This is a genomic window from Dongia sp., assembly GCF_041906375.1.
Taxonomy (GTDB): domain Bacteria; phylum Pseudomonadota; class Alphaproteobacteria; order Dongiales; family Dongiaceae; genus Dongia.
Window position 1 is genome coordinate 63978 of record NZ_JAYRJJ010000003.1, and the last position, 16829, is coordinate 80806.

A 16829-nucleotide genomic window follows, 5' to 3' on the forward strand; every position below is an offset into this window, starting at 1 on the left:
AGGCCTTCAGCTCTTACGCCGCGAGCTTGACGCCGGCTTCCTTCATCTGTGTCAGCGCATTCTGCAGGGAACCGCCGAGATCGATGGCGCGGCACGCGTCGAGGATGACGCTGGTCTCGAAACCCAGCCGCCGCGCATCGAGCGCCGAATAGGCCACGCAATAATCGGTGGCAAGGCCGACCAAGCTGAGCTTCGAGAGGCCGCGTTCGCGCAGATAGCCGGCAAGGCCCGTGGGTGTCTTGCGGTCATTCTCGAAGAAGGCCGAATAGCTGTCGATGGCTGGGCGGAAGCCCTTGCGGATGACTAGTTCCGCCTTGGTCCAGGCAAGGCCGGCATGGAACTCGGCGCCTTTGGTGCCCTGCACGCAATGGTCCGGCCATAGCGTCTGCGGCCCATAGGTGAGATCGATGCTGCCGAAAGGGGCGGTGCCGGCATGGCTGCTGGCAAAGCTCGAATGGCCGGCCGGATGCCAGTCCTGGGTCAGCACCACATGCGCGTGGGAGTCGATCAGGCGATTGACCAGCGGTACGATCTCATCGCCGCCGTTGACGGCCAGAGCGCCGCCCGGGCAGAAATCATTCTGCACATCAATGACGATCAAGGCTTCGTTGTCCATCGCGACCCGTTCCCCCGGTTTTCCGTTTCCCGGCATCTTAAGCCAGCAGCTCAATTCACGGCAATATTGCCCGAATATGGGCCTGCGCGCACGGCCGGGGTCAGCACCTCCAACCACCTATCTCATCGACGTCTCGGCCGGTGAAAAGATCCCGCGCAAAGGTGGCTAAGGCGTCACGCGCTCATCCCGGAACCGGGCGACCTACCCAAGCGCAAGGAGCGCTTCGTCGAAGCCCTGCCGGCCTTGCAGGATTGGAGCTAGCCGCGCAAGACCTGGCCACCGTCGACAACCAAAGTCTGCCCCGTAATCCAGCTGGCCAGGGGCGAGGCAAGGAACAACGCGGCATTGGCGATTTCCTCCGGCTTGCCATAGCGGCCGAAGGGGATGGTGGCGCGAACTTCCTCATAGACCTTCGGCGTCTCAAGGCGGCAGCGATCCCAATGGCCGCCGGGAAAATCGATCGAACCGGGGGCTATGCAATTGACGCGGATCTTTTGCGGCGCCAGGCGCACGGCTTCCGAGCTGGTGAAGTTGATCAGCGCTGCCTTGGCCGCGGCATAGGCTGGGCTGTCCGCCGAGGGCATCATGCCGGAAATGGACGAGATGTTGATGATGGCACCGGCCGGCGATTTCGCGAGATAGCTTTCCGCCGTGGTCGCCGCGCGTACCGCTGCCATGACGTCGACATTGAAACAGTCTGCCCAGCTGTCACTGCCATTGTCGATGCCGGAGGCATTGCTCACCAGGATATCGACCCCGCCCAACGCGGTCGCGGCGGCATTGATATAGGCCTTGATGGCATCGGCATTGCCGAGATCGCAGGTCGCAGCATGAACCTTGTGACCGGTTGCCGCCAGCTCCTGCCTTGTCGCTTCCAATGCGGTGGCGCCGCGTGCGCAGATCGAGACGTTGGCACCGGCCTTGGCGAAGGCGAGGGCCATGGCGCGGCCGATGCCCCGGCTGCCGCCGGTGACGATGATGCGTCGGTTCTGGAAATCAAAGCTCATATTTTGCTCCTCACCCTGCGGCCAGCAATGCTTCGATCAGTTCGGCAACAGCCAAGCCTTCGGCAAAGGTGGCGAGTTGGTGTGGCTTGCCATCCAGCATATCGGCCAGGGCATCGAGCTGCGAGGTCGGCGGCAAAGATGGGCCGGCATCGCCAGCGTAGTCCAGCCCGCTCCAATCGACGATTGAGATTTCGCCGGTGCGGCCCTTGACCGTGAAGCGGTTGTCATCGTCCCGCTTGCCACCAATTCCGGCATCGATGGTGAAGCGGATCGCGGAATATTGGATGGTCGCCACCAATTTGGTTTCCGTGCCGGCCGCACCCCGTTCTATGTCGCAGGAGATGATCTTGCCGGATCCGAACAGCCGGTTCGCCAGGAAGACGAAATGCGAAATGACCTCGCGGGTGAAGCCGCCTTCGGCCGGTTGAGCCAGCCAAGCGCCCGCCCCGGACTGCCATCCGCGCGGCCAGCTGCCGAAGCGGACATGAAGGTGCACGCTCTGCGGTGTGCCGATCTTGCCGCTTTTCACGACCTGCGTCAGGCGCACAGCCACATCGCGCGCGGCATAGGAGAAGTTGACGGCAGCAGGAATCCCGGCTGCCGCTACCAACGCGCAGCAATGGCGCGCCGAGGGGATCGTGGACGAAAGCGGCTTTTCACACAGGATGGGCTTCTTCGCCGCCGCTGCAAGGCGGACGATCTCTTCGTGGTAGCCCGGCGGTGTCGCCGTATAGACCGCCTCGACCCGGGAGTCCGCGACCACGGCGGCGGCACCGCCCAGCAGCGGGAAGGTCACCTGCGGTCGCTGCGGATCGAAACCGGCGACGACCTGGAAGCGTGGATGTGCATCCAGCAGTTCCGCCATTTCGCGCCCCATGACACCGAGGCCGATGATACCGATACCGTAGCGTTTCATGGACAAGCCTTCAGAGAAGTGAATAGAACATGCGCAGCGACGTCAGCAGCAGAAAGCCCGCAAAACAGCGCCGCAGCACGATCTGGGGAATCGTGTGTGCGACCTTTGCGCCGATCGGCGCGAAGATCAAGCTGCTGGGGACCAGGGCCGCAACGGCGACCAGATTGACATACCCGACCGAGGCCATGGGCAATCCCGTTTCACCGAAGCCGGTCACCATGAACGTGATGGTGCCGGGGACAGCGATGATGAGGCCAATGGCCGACGCCGTCCCGACGGCGCGCCGGATCGGATAGGAGCAGAGGGTCATGGCGGGGACCGACAGGCTGCCGCCGCCGATACCCATCATGGCGGAGACTCCACCGATGAACAGGCAGATCGCTTGGCGAATTGGTGTCCCGGGCAGTTTATCGGTGATATGGAAATCGGCGCGGCCGATCGCGAGATAACTGGCGACTAGCAGGCTCATGATGGCGAAAATGAGGGTCAAGGTGGCGCCGCGAACGTCGCTGGCGATGATCGACCCCAGAATGACGCCAGCCGCCACCCAGGGCGCCCACTGCCTCAGCAGGCCCCAATCGACGGCGCCGCGCTTGTTATGGGCGCGCAAGGAGATGATCGAGGTCGGTACGATGGAGCCTAGCGAGGTGCCGACCGCGATATGCATGCGCAAGTCGAGTGGCACGTCGAACGCGGCCAAGACATGAAACAGGGCCGGCACGACGACAATACCGCCGCCCACCCCCAGCATGCCGGCCAGAAAGCCGGACCCGCACCCGGCCAGCGCCAGGATGCCGATCAGAAACCACGTCTCGCCGCTAAAAATACTCGAAAGATCCATTATCCCTGGAGCACGTTGAACTTGGTGAAGTTCAAGCTTACCCGCTGTCCCTTTGCAATCTGCGCCCCTGCGCTTTCCGGCGGCAAGGTTACGTCAAGGGAGACGTGGGTATCAACCAATTGCACCTCCACGCGGGGCAATGGGCTGGCGCGGAACACATGCTGCACGATCGCCGGGACGCCGCCGGCATCGGCTTGGCCAAGGATGACCTCGTCCGGCCGCACATAAGCGATGCCGCTGCCATCCCGCATCGTGCCTTCAGAGGGAATGGCGGTGCCGGCTACGCTGGCGATACCGTTCCTGACCTCGCAGGGGACCCGGTTGGCGCCTCCCAGGAATTCGTAGACGAAGGCCGTTTCCGGCTTGTGGTAGACCGCTTCCGGTGACCCGACCTGCTCGATCAGGCCATTGTTCATGATGACGACCTTATCGGCCAGCTCCAGCGCCTCTTCCTGGTCGTGGGTGACGAAGATGCTGGTGAGCTGCATGCTCTCATGGAGGCGCCGCAGCCAGCGGCGCAGTTCCTTGCGTACCTTGGCATCAAGCGCACCGAAGGGTTCATCAAGCAGCAGGACCGAGGGTTCGATAGCGAGTGCACGGGCCAATGCCACGCGCTGGCGCTGGCCGCCGGAAAGCTGGCTGGGATAGCGGTCGCCGAGGCGCTCGAGTTGCACAAGATGCAGCAATTCGTCGACCCGGGCCTTGATGTCGGCGCCACTCGGTCGCTGGTCGCGCGGTCGCACCTTGAGGCCGAAGCCGATATTTTCGGCGACAGTCATATGCTTGAAGAGCGCGTAATGCTGAAAGACGAAGCCCACGCGTCGCTCGCGCAGCTTGCGACCGCTCATGTCCTCGTCATTGAAAAGGACTTGGCCTTCATCCTGCGCATCGAGGCCGGCGAGGATACGCAGCAACGTGGTCTTGCCGGAGCCCGACGGCCCCAGCAGCGCCACGAATTCGCCGCGCGCGATATTGAGGTCGATCCCGCCCAGCGCCTTGAAGGTGCCGAAGGTCTTGACGATACCCTGTGCTTGCAAACCCATGATGTTCTCCTTTGGCGTCAATGCGCGCGGCCGCCACTGAGGCGGTCGCCATAGCGCCATTCGAGGAAGGATTTGGCCGCCAGCGTCACCAGCGCCAGCAAAGCCAGCAGCGAGGCGACGGCAAAGGCGCCGACGAAGTCATACTCGTTGTAGAGAATTTCAACATGCAGCGGCATCGTATTGGTCTGGCCGCGGATATGGCCCGAAACGACTGAGACGGCTCCGAATTCGCCCATGGCGCGCGCATTGCACAGCAACACGCCGTAAAGCAGGCCCCAGGCGACGTTCGGCAACGTCACCAGGCGGAAGGTCTGCCAGCCGCTGGCTCCGAGCGAGATGGCGGCTTCTTCCTCTTCCGTGCCTTGTTCCTGCATCAAGGGAATGAGCTCGCGCGCGACGAACGGGAAGGTGACGAAGATTGTCGCCATGACCAGGCCGGCGACATTGAAGATCACTTTGATGCCGAGTTCCTGCAGGGTCGGTCCGAACCAGCCATGCGCGCCGTAGAGCAGCACATAGATAAGGCCGGATATGACCGGCGAGACCGAGAAGGGCAGGTCGACCAAAGTGAGCAGCAGGCTCTTGCCGCGGAATTCGAACTTGGCGATCGCCCAGGCGCCGGCGAGGCCGAAGACGATGTTGAGCGGGACGGCGATGGCGGCTACTTCCAGCGTCAGCAAAATAGCGGCGCGTGCATCCGGTTCGATGATCGCCGCGAAGTAGGCTGCAAAGCCATGACGCAATGCTTCAAGGAAGACCAGGACCAGCGGCAGGAACAGTACCAGGGCGACGAAGGCAAGTGCTACGCCGATCAGGCCCCAGCGCACCGGCGCCGGATCCTGCAGCGCCAGCTTCTTGTTATAGCCGACCGAATTGCCGCTCATCGCGCCTGGTCCTCGTGACGGCGGGCCCAGCGCTGGATGAGATTGAGCACCAGCAGCATGACGAAGGAAATCGCCAGCATCACGACGGCAATGGCCGCCGCTCCGGCATAATCGAACTGTTCCAGTTTGCTGACGATGAGCAGCGGCGCGATTTCGGATTTCATCGGCATGTTGCCGGCGATGAAGATGACCGAACCGTATTCGCCGACGGCGCGCGCGAAGGCGAGGGCTGCACCGGTCAGCAGCGCCGGCAGGATCGACGGCAGAATGACGAGAACAAAGACCTGAATTCGGCTGGCGCCGAGGCTCGCCGACGCTTCTTCCAACTCCGGTTCGAAATCCTGCAGCACCGGCTGCACGGTCCGCACCACGAAGGGCAGGCCGATGAAGATGAGCGCCACGACAATGCCGAGTGGCGTGAAGGCGACCTTGATCCCCAATGGCACCAGCAACGCGCCGATCCAGCCGTTGGGGGCATAGAGCGTGGTGAGGGCGATGCCGGCCACTGCAGTCGGCAAGGCGAAAGGCAGGTCGACGAAGGCGTCGATGAGGCGCTTGCCCGGAAATTCATAGCGCACCAGCACCCAGGCGATGATCAGTCCGAACACGCCGTTGATGAGGGCGGCGATGGCTGCCGTGCCGAAACTCACGCGCAAGGCTGCGAGCACGCGCGGCGTGGTGACGGTGTCGAAGAAACCAGCAAGACCAAGTTCGGCCGGCCGCATGATGAGCGCTGCCAGCGGCAGCAGCACGATGATGCCGAGATAGAAGAGGGCATAGCCCAGCGTCAGCCCGAATCCGGGCAGCACGCTCGGCCGCTTCCAACTTCTCAAAGTTCCGACTTGTTGAGACATCGCTCACCCTGATATCGCGGCCCATTCAGCCAGCAGGCCAGTCAAGGCGACCTTATATATTTATCTATTTGTTTGTGTAATTGGATAATAATAGTGTGAAATAGGCGTTTCGCCCTAGATCCCATCGCCCATGATCAACTCACCCGCACGGCCGTCGAGAACATCGGACAGGCTGGTGCGGTCGAGTATGCTGGAGGACGCGTCACGCACCTGCTTGAGGATCCGGCGGATGACGCAGGTCGCCTCATCCTCGCAATCGACGCAGCGCCGGTAGGCGGTGAGGCTGGCGCAGGGCAGGGCGGCCAGTGGCCCGTCGATCAGGCGAATGACCTCACCGAAATGGATCTCCTCCGGTGCCTTCGCCAGCGCATAACCGCCATGCTTGCCGCGAAAGCTCTGCACGAAGCCATTCCGCTTCAATTCCAGCAGGATAAGCTCCAGGAACTTGCGTGGGACGGCTTGTTTGGCGGCGATTTCTGCGATTCCGACCGGTTCGGCGGACTGGGCCTTGGCGAGATAGAGCAAGGCGCGCATGGCGTATTTGGCTTTTTGCGACAGCATACTTAAAATCTCTATAGGGTAACTAGAGAATAAGACATTGCGCCCGAATGTCAAGCATTCGGCTACAGCCTTTTTCGCTCCATTTCCCAGCTTATCGGCGAAGACTCGGTGTGAGTTCGCCAAAGAATGATGAAAGCAGTCCTAACCCTGCCACAGGATCGCTGCCCATGGCAATCGTCGTTGCCAAGCCAATGCCGGAGGAAACCGGATTATGGCTACCGCTGCCGGCGCGCAGGTTCATCACCAGGGTGGGGCACAGGAAAAGCGCCAATTGGACAATCCGCCGCCAATCCGGCGGCAGCATGCCGCGTGCCGCGAGTTCATCCAGCAGCGGCCGCCACAGCAAGTCGCGTTTGGCGGCGAGCAACCCCCATCGCACAGGGCTCGGCTGCCAATCGGTCTCGATATGGAGCGTGTCGCCGATCTGCCGGGCACTCGCCTGGTAACGCGTTGCCGCCGCCGCCGGATCGTAGAGCCAGAGCGGGTGCGCAAAAATGTTGTGGAACGTGGTCTTCACCTCGGCCAGCAATGCCGGCACATGCCGGCCGGCAAAAGCCGGGTCGAACATCACCAGTCGCGGCCCCGCGCCGGTTTCCTCGTACCAGACATTGGCGTTATGGGCGTCGCCATGGGCGGTGACACCACCACTGCCGCCGAAATTCGCCGGCGCCAGCAATGTGAAAGCTTCGGCGAACAACGCGCCCAGCGTGTCGCCATACCGCACCCCGTTGACCTCGAAAGTGAGGCGCTGCAATTCCTCCCAGCCGAGGGTCAGGCCGGGGAAGGCGAAGATTTGGCCGCGATAGAAGCTGTCGAACCGGCCGCCGATGATGCCCGGTCGATCCGCATCGACAAGGCGCGCGTGGAACAGCCGATGGATCGGTTCGGCCGCCGATTGCGCCGCGTCGATCGGGTGCAAAGTGCGCCGGTAGACTGCCATCAACTCATCATTGAGGTGTCGCTCCGCGGCGACAGCGCGGTCGATGGCGCCCTGATCCGTGCTGAAATCCAGTTCCTTCAGCACATCGGCAAAGCGGCGATCCTGGCGCCGGCGATAGACCAGAATCTGCTCGCCGGGCTCAGTCGAAACATGCAGCGGCTGGTCGACAGGCAGGCCTGCCTCGGCCAGCAGGCCGGCGCGGTAATATTCGCCGGCCATCGCCTCTTCATTTTCTTCCTGATGGAACTTGAAAAAGAACTCTTCGCCTGCGGCCGTGAAGAAACCGTTGAGGGAATTGAGGCTATAGATGTCGACATTGATGCGGATGCCGCTCGCCTCCAGCCCGAATTTGGCCCGCAGCAGGGCTCCGATGATGACGGCAGCGCCCGCCAGGTCACCCGATTTGGCCCGGGCGCGGGCTTCTGCGGTCAAGGATGGGGCGTGCTCGGACATGACAAGGCGATCTTTTCGGTTATGCTGCGCGGCAGATCACCGATATCTAGCGTGAGCCCGCCATGACTGTCGATCTTTCCCGTTTCAGCCTTGCCGGCAAGCGTGCGCTGGTGACCGGCGCCAGCCGCGGCATCGGCCAGGCAATCGCCATCGGCCTCGTGCAAGCCGGTGCACAAGTGGCCGTCAGCGCAAGATCGGTCGATGGGCTTCAGGAAACGCTGAGGCAATTGGGTGGGGCGGGCGTTGCCGTTGCCATGGATGTGGCTGACGTTGCCGCCTGTGCACAAGGCGTCGAAGCGGCGGCGCAAGCGCTGGGCGGGCTCGATATTCTCATCAACAATGCCGGGATGGAACAGGTCTGCCCCTCGCTCGATGTGTCCGAAGAGTTGTGGGACCGCATTCTCGACACCAACCTAAAAGGCGCTTTCTTCTGTGCCCAGGCCGCCGCGAAAGTGATGCGTCGCGACGGGCATGGCGGCTCGATCCTCAACATGTGCTCGCTCACCTCCGAAGTGGGCGTGCCCACCGCCGTTCCCTATGGATCATCGAAAACCGGTCTCCTCGGCATGACGCGTGCGTTGGCGGCCGAATGGGCGCCGTTGGGTATCCGCGTGAACAGCCTGGGACCGGGTTACTTCCGCACCGCCCTTACCGACATCTTCTATGAAAATGCCGCCTGGTCCGAGGCCATGTTGGCCAAGATTCCTCTCCAGCGCTTCGGCAAGCTCGACGATCTGGTCGGTGCGGCAATTTTCCTGAGCTCCGAGGCCTCCGCCTACGTCACCGGAATTTACATGCCGGTCGACGGTGGCTATCTTGCCTCGATCTGACTTCCACACATTCTGACCATAAGAGGAATGCCATGTCTGGTGGCGTTAACCTGCACGATCTCGCACGCCTGGGCGCCGAGGCCCGCGCCAATCTGCTGAAACGCAGCGAGGCGGATCTTGGCAGCTTTCTCGAGCGCGTGAAGCCGATCATCGCCGCCGTGAAGGAAGAGGGCGATGTCGCTCTGGCGCGATTTGCCAACGAATTCGACAAGTCGCCTGTGAAGCCCGGTGAGATCGCTGCGACCAGGGCAGATTTCGACGCCGCCTTCAAGGCGGTAGAGCCCGAGGTGATCGCCGCCATCGAATTCGCCGTCGAGAACATCCGCAAGTTCCATTCCGACCAGAAACCGGAGGAGATGTGGTTGCACGAGATGCGCCCCGGTGCCTTTGCCGGCGACCGCTTCCGGCCCATTCCGTCGGTTGCCTGCTATGTGCCGCGCGGCAAGGGCTCGTTCCCCAGCGTCGTGATGATGACGACCATTCCCGCCGTGGTCGCGGGCGTGAAGGATATCTGCGTCGTCACCCCGCCGGGCCCGGATGGCAAGATCGATGCGGCGACCCTGGTCGCGGCGCGCCTCGCAGGGGTCGACAAGGTCTTCAAATGCGGTGGCGCCCAGGGTGTCGCGGCGGCCGCTTACGGAACCCAGACCGTGCCAAAATGCGCGAAGATTGTCGGCCCGGGCAGCCCCTTCGTGGTGGCAGCCAAGCGCCTCCTCGCCGACGTCATCGATCCCGGCATCCCGGCCGGCCCCAGCGAATCCATCATCTTTGCCGACGAGACGGTCGACGGCCGCCTCGCCGCACTCGACCTCCTGGTCGAAGCCGAACATGGGCCGGACTCGTCGGCCTATCTGGTGACACCCAGCGCCAAGGTTGCCGAAGAAGCAATCAAGGCCCTGCCTGATTATTGGGCAAGGATGAGCGAACAGCGCGTCGCCTTTTCCTCCGCCGTGCTCAAGGGACCGCGCGGTGGCGTGGTGCTGACGCCGGATGTCGATGCGGCGATGGCCTTCATCAACGATTATGCCCCCGAGCATCTGGAAATCCTGTCGGATGAACCCTTTGCCTATCTCGGTCGCATCGAGAATGCGGGCGAGGTTCTGCTCGGCAAGCATACGCCTGTGACGCTCGGCAACTTCGTGCTGGGGCCCAATGCCGTGCTGCCGACCAGCCGCGCCGCCATGACCCATTCGCCGCTGTCCGTCTTCGACTTCATGAAGCGCATCTCGGTGGGCTATGTCACTTCGGTCGGCTACCCGACGCTTGCCAAGCATGCCCGGGTGCTTGCGACCTATGAGGGATTTGATGCCCACGCCAACGCGGTTTCCGAGATTCGGGACCGGCTGCTGAAGCATTGAGGGTCGATTTCTTGACAAGCCTCCGGCCCGGCCATCACTATCGCCGCCGGATTGAGAACATTTCAGTGAGAGAGGGAGCATCACGATGAACTGGACACCGAACCGCCGCCAGATCCTGCAGGCCGGCGCCGCCACTCTGGCCATGAGCGGCCTTGCCAAGGCCGCTTTTGCACAATCCATTCCGACCACGCCCGAAGAAGGCGCCATCAAGATGGCGATCGAGCCGTGGTTGGGCTACGGCCAGTGGCATATCGCGGCCAAGAAGGGCCTTTTTGCCAAGGCGGGCCTGGCGGACGTCGAAGTGATCAACTTCAACACCGATGCCGACCTCAACGCAGCGCTTGCCGCCGGCCAGGTCCAGTGCGGCAACATCGCCACGCATACGGCGATGGCCTTCGCCGCTGCGGGCCTGCCGATCAAGATCATTGCCCTGCTCGACGTCTCGATGACGGCTGATGCCATGATCACCGACGGCTCGATCGCCTCGGTCGCCGATCTAAAAGGCAAGCAGGTGGCGTTCGAGGAAGGCACCACCAGCCACATTCTGTTGAACTATGCGCTGGCCCAGAACGGCATGACGCTTGACGACGTGCAGAAGGTGCCGATGCCGGCTTCCGACGCCGGCTCCGCGCTCATCGCCGGCAGGGTTCCGGTCGCCGTCACCTACGAGCCGTACCTCACGCTCGCCATGCAGCAGAATGCCAAGGTGAAGATGCTGTACTCCGCCGGCGAAAACCCGGGCCTCATCTCCGACGTCTTCGTCGTGCGCGAGGACTTCCTCGCCGAGAAGCCGGGCCAGGTGCTGGCGCTGCTCAAAGCCTGGGACGCCTCGCTGGCCGACTACAAGGCCGATACGGCTGGCGGGCGTGCCATCATCTCCGAAGCCGTCGGCGCCAAGCCGGAAGAATTGGCGACCGCCTTCGACGGCGTTACCTACTACACGATGGCCGAGAACAAGACCCAGCTGACCGGCGATTTCGTCAACAAGGTTGTCCCGGAAGTGAAGAAGGCGGCGACCTCGGCCGGCCTCCTTTCGAAGGATGTCGACCTTGCCAAGCTGATCGACACCCGCTTCGTCGAAGCGCTCTGAACGCATGCCGGAGGAGAAGACACCGCAAGTCTCTCCTCCGGCTGCCGTTTCTCGTCCCATGTTTTCTTTGACCGCCGCCGTCTCGGGACGGCAATTCATCACGATCGCCATTCTCGTCTTCCTGGTGCTGGGCCTCCTGTGGTGGGCCGTCACCGCGACGGGCTTGGTGACGCCGTTGTTCCTGCCCTCGCCGGAAATGGTGGTGGCGCGGCTGAAGGAACTCGCCCTTGGCGGCCAGCTGGTCGACGATACACTCATCAGCATCTATCGGATTTCGCTGGGCTTCCTCATCTCCACCGCCTTCGCGCTGCCCATTGGCATTCTCATCGGCTCCTACCGTGCCTGGGAAGCGACGATAGAGCCGCTGGTCGATTTCATCCGTTACATGCCAGTCGTGGCCTTCGTGCCGTTGACCATTCTGTGGACCGGTACGGGGGACGCGCAGAAATTCCTCATCATCTTCATCGGCACCTTCTTCCAGCAGGTGTTGCTGGTGATGGACAATGTCAAATCCGTGCCGCGTGACTTCATCAATCTCGGCCGCACCTTGCAGATGCCGGAACGCCGAATTCTGATGCGCATCATCCTGCCCTCGGCCATGCCGGCCATCTGGGATTCGATGCGCATCAGCCTGGGCTGGGCATGGACTTGGCTGGTGGTGGCGGAATTGGTGGCGGCCACGTCTGGCCTTGGCTATCGCATTACGACGGCACAGCGTTTCTTCCAGACCGACACCATTTTCGGTTATCTGCTGCTGCTCGGTATTCTCGGCCTTGCCACCGACCAGGCCATGAAATGGGCCAGCCGCAAGCTGTTTCGTTATTTGAGGACGCAACGATGAGTGCGCCTAAACTGGTCATCTCGGGGTTGAGCAAGACCTTTCGCGGCGACCGCGGCGATGTCGTGGCCCTCAACGGTGTCGATCTCACCATCGGCGACAACGAGTTCGTCTCCCTGGTCGGCACATCCGGCTGCGGCAAGTCGACCCTGCTTTCGATTGTTGCCGGGCTTGAAAGCCATGATGATGGCATTGTCGCCTTGTCCGGGCGGCCGATCACCGGCCCCGGTCTCGACCGTGGCGTCGTGTTCCAGAGCTATACGCTGCTGCCCTGGCTCACCACTTTGGGCAATGTCGAGTTCGCCCTGCTTGCCGCTGGAAAATCGCGCAAGGAAGCGCGCGACATCGCCTGCGCGCATCTCGCTTTGGTCGGTCTCGACGGTTTTGCCGATCGCTTCCCCTCCGAACTCTCCGGCGGCATGAAGCAGCGTGTAGCCATCGCCCGAGCGTTGTCCTATCGACCCAACATGCTGCTGATGGACGAACCCTTCGGAGCGCTCGATGCACTGACCCGTCATCATATGCAGGAACTGTTGGCCCGCATCTGGGAACAGCATCGCTTGACGGTGCTGTTCGTCACGCATGACGTCGAAGAGGCCGTCTACATGTCCGACCGGGTCGCCGTCATGTCCAACCGGCCCGGGCGCATCAAGCGCATCATCCCGATCGACCTGCCGCGCCCGCGCACCTATGAGATGATGGGCTCGGCCGAGTTCACGCGCCTGCAGCGTGAAGTGCTGGCTGAAATCCGCGCCGAATCCATCGCCATCGCGGCGCTGGGTGACGCGCTGACCTGATTCCCGCATGAACCGCGCCGATTATCTCGCCCAGGATGGGGTCGGCCTTGCCGATCTGATACGCCGCCGTCAGGTCTCGGCAGGCGAGGTATTGGAAGCGGCGCGTGATGTCATTGTCGCCGCCAATCCGCAAACCAACGCCATCATCGATCAATTTTCGCATCCGGCCGAGGTGCCGACCGAAGCGTCGATGCCCTTTCTCGGCGTGCCCTTCCTATTGAAGGATATCGGCGGGGCATTGAAGGGCGCACGCACGACCGGCGCCAGCCGATATCTGGCGAAACTGCCGCCGGTCGAAACGGACGACGAACTGACGGCGCGGTTCAAGCGCGCTGGCTTGCGCATTCTCGGCAAGACAAATCTGCCGGAACTGGGCTTCAACGTCACGACTGAATCGGCAATGTTCGGGCCGAGCCGCAACCCGTGGAACCTCGCGCATTCGACCGGCGGTTCGTCGGGTGGATCTGCGGCCGCGGTCGCCGCGGGCATGGTGCCGATGGCGCATGCGACCGATGGCGCCGGGTCGATCCGCATTCCTGCCGCCGCCTGCGGCCTCGTCGGGCTGAAGCCATCACGTGGCGCCTTGCCGCAAGGCCCCGCCCATGCCGACATCTATGCCGGCTTGGTGAGCGAAGGTGTGGTGAGCCGCACCGTGCGCGACAGCGCCGCCGCATTGTATGCCATCTACGGCGCGGATGCCGGCGCTCCCTATGGCGCCCCAACATCACCGGCTGCAGGCTTCCTCGATGCCCTCTCCCGCCCGGGGCCGCGGCTGCGGATCGGCATCAATCATCAGCATCTGGAGGACGTTGTCCTCGCGCCGGAGGCATTGTTGGCGCTGGAGGACGCGGCTAGGCTGCTGGCCGATCTTGGCCATCACGTGGCGCCGATCGCGTTGCCGATCACCGAGGATGATCTCAACGTCCCGCGCCGTGTCTATCTTGGCCAGGTTTGCGCGCAGGCTGCCGCCGATGCGATTGAACTTGGCCGTCTCATCGGTCAGGCGCCGAATTCGGCCGAGATGGAGTTGATCAATCTTGCTGCCCTGGAAGCAGGCCGGCGCATGACAGCGGCCGACTATCTGGCCGGCATTCGTGCGGGGCAGGCCTTCACGCGTCAAATGGCATTGCTGTGGGATGACGTCGACGTGCTGTTGACCCCGGCTTTGGCGGGGCCAGCACCCAAACTCGGCGCTTTCCCGACGGACCATGACGATGTCGAGTTGCATGTCGCCCGCATGCTGCGCTTCTCGCCCTTTACCGCGACCTACAATGTGACCGGTGAACCTGCCATCACCGTACCGGTGCTGCAATCAGCGGCAGGACTTCCGGTGGGGATTCAACTCGCCACAGTACTTGGCAATGACGTGGTGTTGCTGCAACTGGCGCAAGAGATCGAAGCAGCCAGACCATTTGCGCGCTCGCCGCTGCTGCGGCAACTGGCCTGATCGAAAGAAGGCCCCACTAGGATCGCTGTTCGACCGGCTCCTGCGGGAAGGCATAGGTATAGATATGCCGCTGGATGTCGCTCAAATGCCGGTACATGCACTCATAGGCGCGCTCGGAATTGCGGGCGGCGATGGCCTCGTAAATCTCTTCATGCGAAGCGGCATGGACGGCCTGGCGCTTGAAGCAATGTGCATTTTCGCTGAGGCGCCGCCAGGTGGCGTCGCGCCGGCTGGCACCGAAAGTGTCGAAGAGCGAAAGGAAAAGGGCGTTGCGCGCTGCTTCCGCGATGATGCGATGGAACTTCTCGTCGGCCTTCTCATAGACCAGCGGGTCGGAAGCGTTCTTGGTCTCGGCCAGCGCCAGTTCCAGGCGACGGATATCCGCCTGGGAGGCGCGCAGGGCTGCAAGGCGCGCGATCACCGGTTCGACGGCGAGACGCACTTCCGAGACTTCGATCGGGTTGGTGAACTCCAGGATGCGGTCGAAGGGAATGGCGGCAAAGGCGGCACCGATGGCCATGTCGCCGGCATGGACCGCCTGGTGGCCATTGCGCGGCAGGGCCGGTGTGTGCCCGTTGCCATTGCTGCCGATATTCCTGGTCACTGGAGGCACGCGATTGCTGTTGGCGTGAACGAAGGTGCCACGCCCCTGTTCACGCGTGATGTGGCCTTCCTGCTCCAAAATATCCAAGGCCCGGCGCAGCGAGCGCCGGCCGACACCCAGTTCATCAGCGAGATGCCGCTCCGGCGGCATGCGGCCATCCGCACCAATGGTTCCATCGGCAATCAGGCGCCGCAAGGTGTTCAAGGTTTGGTCGACGTTCTGGAGCATGTCCTAGGTTCCGCTGGATAGTCTGGTTCGCCGGGTTCTAGCCTGATGGTTCATCATGGTTCAAGGGCGATCAGCGCGTATTCGAGTCGCATCATGCGCCGCGCATAGGCTAAAGTAAAGGTTGTCGCGTGCCCCGTCGGCCTCGACCAATGGAAAATGGTTCGCGTGGCGAACCAAACAGGGGCAGCGGGAATCACAGAGGCTGCGATGCAATGGTTCGGCGAATGGATCGCTGTTGACGACATTCGGCCGCATTGGTTACGGTTAGCGCCAGATGACGGCGTAAGTTGAACCAAATTGGCGCGCATTCGGGAAATTGGTCCAGTCAAGGACCGGCCGGGATGCGAGGGAGGGGCAAATGAGCACGCAATCGAAAATGGACGGCTCCAATCTTCAGGCGGCGCTTGATAAGCTCCATGCCGATGTCGCCAGTCACAACATGGCGCCCTATTGGGTGGTCGACCGCACCGTCAAGAATGACGAAGACAGCCGCATCCGCGATACCCGCAAAGCCATCCCCTTCAACTGGACCTATAAGGAAGATATCGAGCCGCTGCTTTATCGCTCGGCCGAGTTGATCACGACCGAAAGCTCCGAGCGCCGCTCGCTGGTCCTGGTCAATCCGGGTCTGGCGCCCAAGCGCGCCGCCGTTTCCACGCTATACGTCGCCTATCGCCTCAACGACCCCAATGAAATCATGCCGCCGCACCGGCATTCGCCCAATGCGATCCGCCTGGGACTCACCGGCAAGCAGAATTTCACGGGCGTCGAGGGAGAGAACATCACCTTCGGCCCGGGCGATCTGGTACTCACCCCCCACGACACCTGGCACAATCACGGCAACAAGGGTGATGAGAACGCAATCAACCTCAGCGTCCTCGACCTGCCGCTGGTGGAAACGCTCTGCGCCATCTATTTCGAGCATGATTATACGGAAGAGGAAGAGGGCCAGAAGGTCCGCCGCATCATGCAATCGGCCCGTTTCCCAGACGACTATTCGCAGCAGATCTACGGGATCGGCGGCCTGAAGCCGCGCTTCGTCTCGCACCATCGCGGCACCGGTTTTGCCTCGCCGATGTATGTCTATCGCTGGGACATGATGCGCGAAGCGCTCGAGCGCGCACGCAATTTCGACGGCGACCCACATGAAGCGCTGATGATCGAATATGTCGACCCCACCACGGGTCAGGCGATCTTCAAGACCATGACCTTCTTCATGCAGATGCTACGCCCCGGCGAACGCACTTTGCCGTTGAAGCAGAATGCCAGCCTCACCATCTCGCCCTATGAGGGCAAGGGCTACAGCATTATCGGCGGCAAACGCATCGACTGGTCGCCCTTCGACACGTTGGCGGCCCCCGGCGGCGAATGGTGCGAGCATGTCAATACCTCGGACAAGGATCCGGCCATTCTCTTCGTTGCCAGTGACGAGCCGACCTTGAAGGCGCTGGCGTTCTATCAGAAACACGGCAAGACCAAGACCGGCGAAATCGTCCGCCTCGCCTGACAAGGAACTCGCAGC

17 protein-coding genes are annotated in these 16829 nt (G+C 62.4%); 7 read left to right on the forward strand and 10 right to left on the reverse strand.

Going from position 1 to position 16829, the window contains the following annotated elements:
* Positions 1 to 13: 13 nt before the first annotated feature.
* The 9 genes from pncA to ACE3OA_RS11790 form a co-directional block, all read right to left on the reverse strand.
* The gene (gene pncA, locus ACE3OA_RS11750; RefSeq protein WP_374310960.1) at positions 14 to 616 is read right to left on the reverse strand and encodes a bifunctional nicotinamidase/pyrazinamidase; all 603 of its coding nucleotides are present in this window, start codon (positions 614 to 616) and stop codon (positions 14 to 16) included.
* A gap of 257 nt (positions 617 to 873) precedes the next feature.
* Positions 874 to 1623, reverse strand: a complete 750-nt coding sequence (locus ACE3OA_RS11755) for an SDR family NAD(P)-dependent oxidoreductase (protein WP_374310961.1) — start codon at positions 1621 to 1623, stop codon at positions 874 to 876.
* Positions 1624 to 1633: 10 nt separating this feature from the next.
* Positions 1634 to 2539 (reverse strand): Gfo/Idh/MocA family protein, encoded by a 906-nt coding sequence (locus ACE3OA_RS11760; protein WP_374310962.1) that lies wholly within the window; start codon positions 2537 to 2539, stop codon positions 1634 to 1636.
* Between the two features lie 10 nt (positions 2540 to 2549).
* Positions 2550 to 3380, reverse strand: a complete 831-nt coding sequence (locus tag ACE3OA_RS11765) for a sulfite exporter TauE/SafE family protein (RefSeq protein ID WP_374310963.1) — start codon at positions 3378 to 3380, stop codon at positions 2550 to 2552.
* Positions 3380 to 4423: a sulfate/molybdate ABC transporter ATP-binding protein gene (locus ACE3OA_RS11770; protein WP_374310964.1), complete on the reverse strand. Its 1044-nt coding sequence runs from the start codon at positions 4421 to 4423 to the stop codon at positions 3380 to 3382. The genes ACE3OA_RS11765 and ACE3OA_RS11770 overlap by 1 nt, the downstream gene beginning before the upstream one ends.
* A gap of 17 nt (positions 4424 to 4440) precedes the next feature.
* Positions 4441 to 5307, reverse strand: a complete 867-nt coding sequence (gene cysW / locus ACE3OA_RS11775) for a sulfate ABC transporter permease subunit CysW (RefSeq protein WP_374310965.1) — start codon at positions 5305 to 5307, stop codon at positions 4441 to 4443.
* Positions 5304 to 6161 (reverse strand): sulfate ABC transporter permease subunit CysT, encoded by an 858-nt coding sequence (gene cysT, locus ACE3OA_RS11780; RefSeq protein WP_374310966.1) that lies wholly within the window; start codon positions 6159 to 6161, stop codon positions 5304 to 5306. The genes cysW and cysT overlap by 4 nt, the downstream gene beginning before the upstream one ends.
* 114 nt (positions 6162 to 6275) lie before the next feature.
* Positions 6276 to 6722 (reverse strand): Rrf2 family transcriptional regulator, encoded by a 447-nt coding sequence (locus ACE3OA_RS11785; protein WP_374310967.1) that lies wholly within the window; start codon positions 6720 to 6722, stop codon positions 6276 to 6278.
* A gap of 91 nt (positions 6723 to 6813) precedes the next feature.
* Complete coding sequence (locus ACE3OA_RS11790) at positions 6814 to 8115, reverse strand: hypothetical protein (protein ID WP_374310968.1); 1302 nt, start codon at positions 8113 to 8115, stop codon at positions 6814 to 6816.
* 62 nt (positions 8116 to 8177) lie between these two features.
* On the opposite strand from ACE3OA_RS11790, the gene ACE3OA_RS11795 reads away from it, so the two are divergent.
* The 6 genes from ACE3OA_RS11795 to ACE3OA_RS11820 all read left to right on the forward strand — a co-directional run bounded on the left by ACE3OA_RS11795 (position 8178) and on the right by ACE3OA_RS11820 (position 14475).
* Positions 8178 to 8945 (forward strand): SDR family NAD(P)-dependent oxidoreductase, encoded by a 768-nt coding sequence (locus ACE3OA_RS11795; RefSeq protein ID WP_374310969.1) that lies wholly within the window; start codon positions 8178 to 8180, stop codon positions 8943 to 8945.
* A 32-nt stretch (positions 8946 to 8977) separates the two neighbouring features.
* Positions 8978 to 10303, forward strand: coding sequence for a histidinol dehydrogenase (hisD, locus tag ACE3OA_RS11800; RefSeq protein WP_374310970.1), 1326 nt, complete (start codon positions 8978 to 8980; stop codon positions 10301 to 10303).
* An 85-nt stretch (positions 10304 to 10388) separates the two neighbouring features.
* Positions 10389 to 11393: an ABC transporter substrate-binding protein gene (locus ACE3OA_RS11805; RefSeq protein WP_374310971.1), complete on the forward strand. Its 1005-nt coding sequence runs from the start codon at positions 10389 to 10391 to the stop codon at positions 11391 to 11393.
* Between the two features lie 58 nt (positions 11394 to 11451).
* Positions 11452 to 12234 carry an ABC transporter permease gene (locus ACE3OA_RS11810; RefSeq protein ID WP_374310972.1) on the forward strand — a complete coding sequence of 261 codons (783 nt, stop codon included), beginning with the start codon at positions 11452 to 11454 and terminating at the stop codon, positions 12232 to 12234.
* Positions 12231 to 13028: an ABC transporter ATP-binding protein gene (locus tag ACE3OA_RS11815; protein ID WP_374310973.1), complete on the forward strand. Its 798-nt coding sequence runs from the start codon at positions 12231 to 12233 to the stop codon at positions 13026 to 13028. The genes ACE3OA_RS11810 and ACE3OA_RS11815 overlap by 4 nt, the downstream gene beginning before the upstream one ends.
* Before the next feature lie 7 nt (positions 13029 to 13035).
* Positions 13036 to 14475, forward strand: coding sequence for an amidase (locus tag ACE3OA_RS11820; RefSeq protein ID WP_374310974.1), 1440 nt, complete (start codon positions 13036 to 13038; stop codon positions 14473 to 14475).
* Positions 14476 to 14491: 16 nt separating this feature from the next.
* Here ACE3OA_RS11820 and ACE3OA_RS11825 read toward each other — a convergent pair whose 3' ends face one another.
* The gene (locus tag ACE3OA_RS11825; protein WP_374310975.1) at positions 14492 to 15307 is read right to left on the reverse strand and encodes a FadR/GntR family transcriptional regulator; all 816 of its coding nucleotides are present in this window, start codon (positions 15305 to 15307) and stop codon (positions 14492 to 14494) included.
* Between the two features lie 358 nt (positions 15308 to 15665).
* On the opposite strand from ACE3OA_RS11825, the gene ACE3OA_RS11830 reads away from it, so the two are divergent.
* Positions 15666 to 16814: a cupin domain-containing protein gene (locus tag ACE3OA_RS11830; protein ID WP_374310976.1), complete on the forward strand. Its 1149-nt coding sequence runs from the start codon at positions 15666 to 15668 to the stop codon at positions 16812 to 16814.
* The last annotated feature ends 15 nt before the right edge of the window (positions 16815 to 16829 follow it).

Coding starts and splice junctions, on each gene's coding strand:
- pncA (WP_374310960.1), bottom strand. CDS start 616: ATGGACAACGAAGCCTTGATCGTCATTGATGTGCAGAATGATTTCTGC.
- ACE3OA_RS11830 (WP_374310976.1), top strand. CDS start 15,666: ATGAGCACGCAATCGAAAATGGACGGCTCCAATCTTCAGGCGGCGCTT.
- cysT (WP_374310966.1), bottom strand. CDS start 6,161: ATGTCTCAACAAGTCGGAACTTTGAGAAGTTGGAAGCGGCCGAGCGTG.
- ACE3OA_RS11770 (WP_374310964.1), bottom strand. CDS start 4,423: ATGGGTTTGCAAGCACAGGGTATCGTCAAGACCTTCGGCACCTTCAAG.
- ACE3OA_RS11755 (WP_374310961.1), bottom strand. CDS start 1,623: ATGAGCTTTGATTTCCAGAACCGACGCATCATCGTCACCGGCGGCAGC.
- ACE3OA_RS11790 (WP_374310968.1), bottom strand. CDS start 8,115: ATGTCCGAGCACGCCCCATCCTTGACCGCAGAAGCCCGCGCCCGGGCC.
- ACE3OA_RS11760 (WP_374310962.1), bottom strand. CDS start 2,539: ATGAAACGCTACGGTATCGGTATCATCGGCCTCGGTGTCATGGGGCGC.
- ACE3OA_RS11795 (WP_374310969.1), top strand. CDS start 8,178: ATGACTGTCGATCTTTCCCGTTTCAGCCTTGCCGGCAAGCGTGCGCTG.
- hisD (WP_374310970.1), top strand. CDS start 8,978: ATGTCTGGTGGCGTTAACCTGCACGATCTCGCACGCCTGGGCGCCGAG.
- ACE3OA_RS11785 (WP_374310967.1), bottom strand. CDS start 6,722: ATGCTGTCGCAAAAAGCCAAATACGCCATGCGCGCCTTGCTCTATCTC.
- ACE3OA_RS11810 (WP_374310972.1), top strand. CDS start 11,452: ATGTTTTCTTTGACCGCCGCCGTCTCGGGACGGCAATTCATCACGATC.
- ACE3OA_RS11815 (WP_374310973.1), top strand. CDS start 12,231: ATGAGTGCGCCTAAACTGGTCATCTCGGGGTTGAGCAAGACCTTTCGC.
- ACE3OA_RS11820 (WP_374310974.1), top strand. CDS start 13,036: ATGAACCGCGCCGATTATCTCGCCCAGGATGGGGTCGGCCTTGCCGAT.
- cysW (WP_374310965.1), bottom strand. CDS start 5,307: ATGAGCGGCAATTCGGTCGGCTATAACAAGAAGCTGGCGCTGCAGGAT.
- ACE3OA_RS11765 (WP_374310963.1), bottom strand. CDS start 3,380: ATGGATCTTTCGAGTATTTTTAGCGGCGAGACGTGGTTTCTGATCGGC.
- ACE3OA_RS11825 (WP_374310975.1), bottom strand. CDS start 15,307: ATGCTCCAGAACGTCGACCAAACCTTGAACACCTTGCGGCGCCTGATT.
- ACE3OA_RS11805 (WP_374310971.1), top strand. CDS start 10,389: ATGAACTGGACACCGAACCGCCGCCAGATCCTGCAGGCCGGCGCCGCC.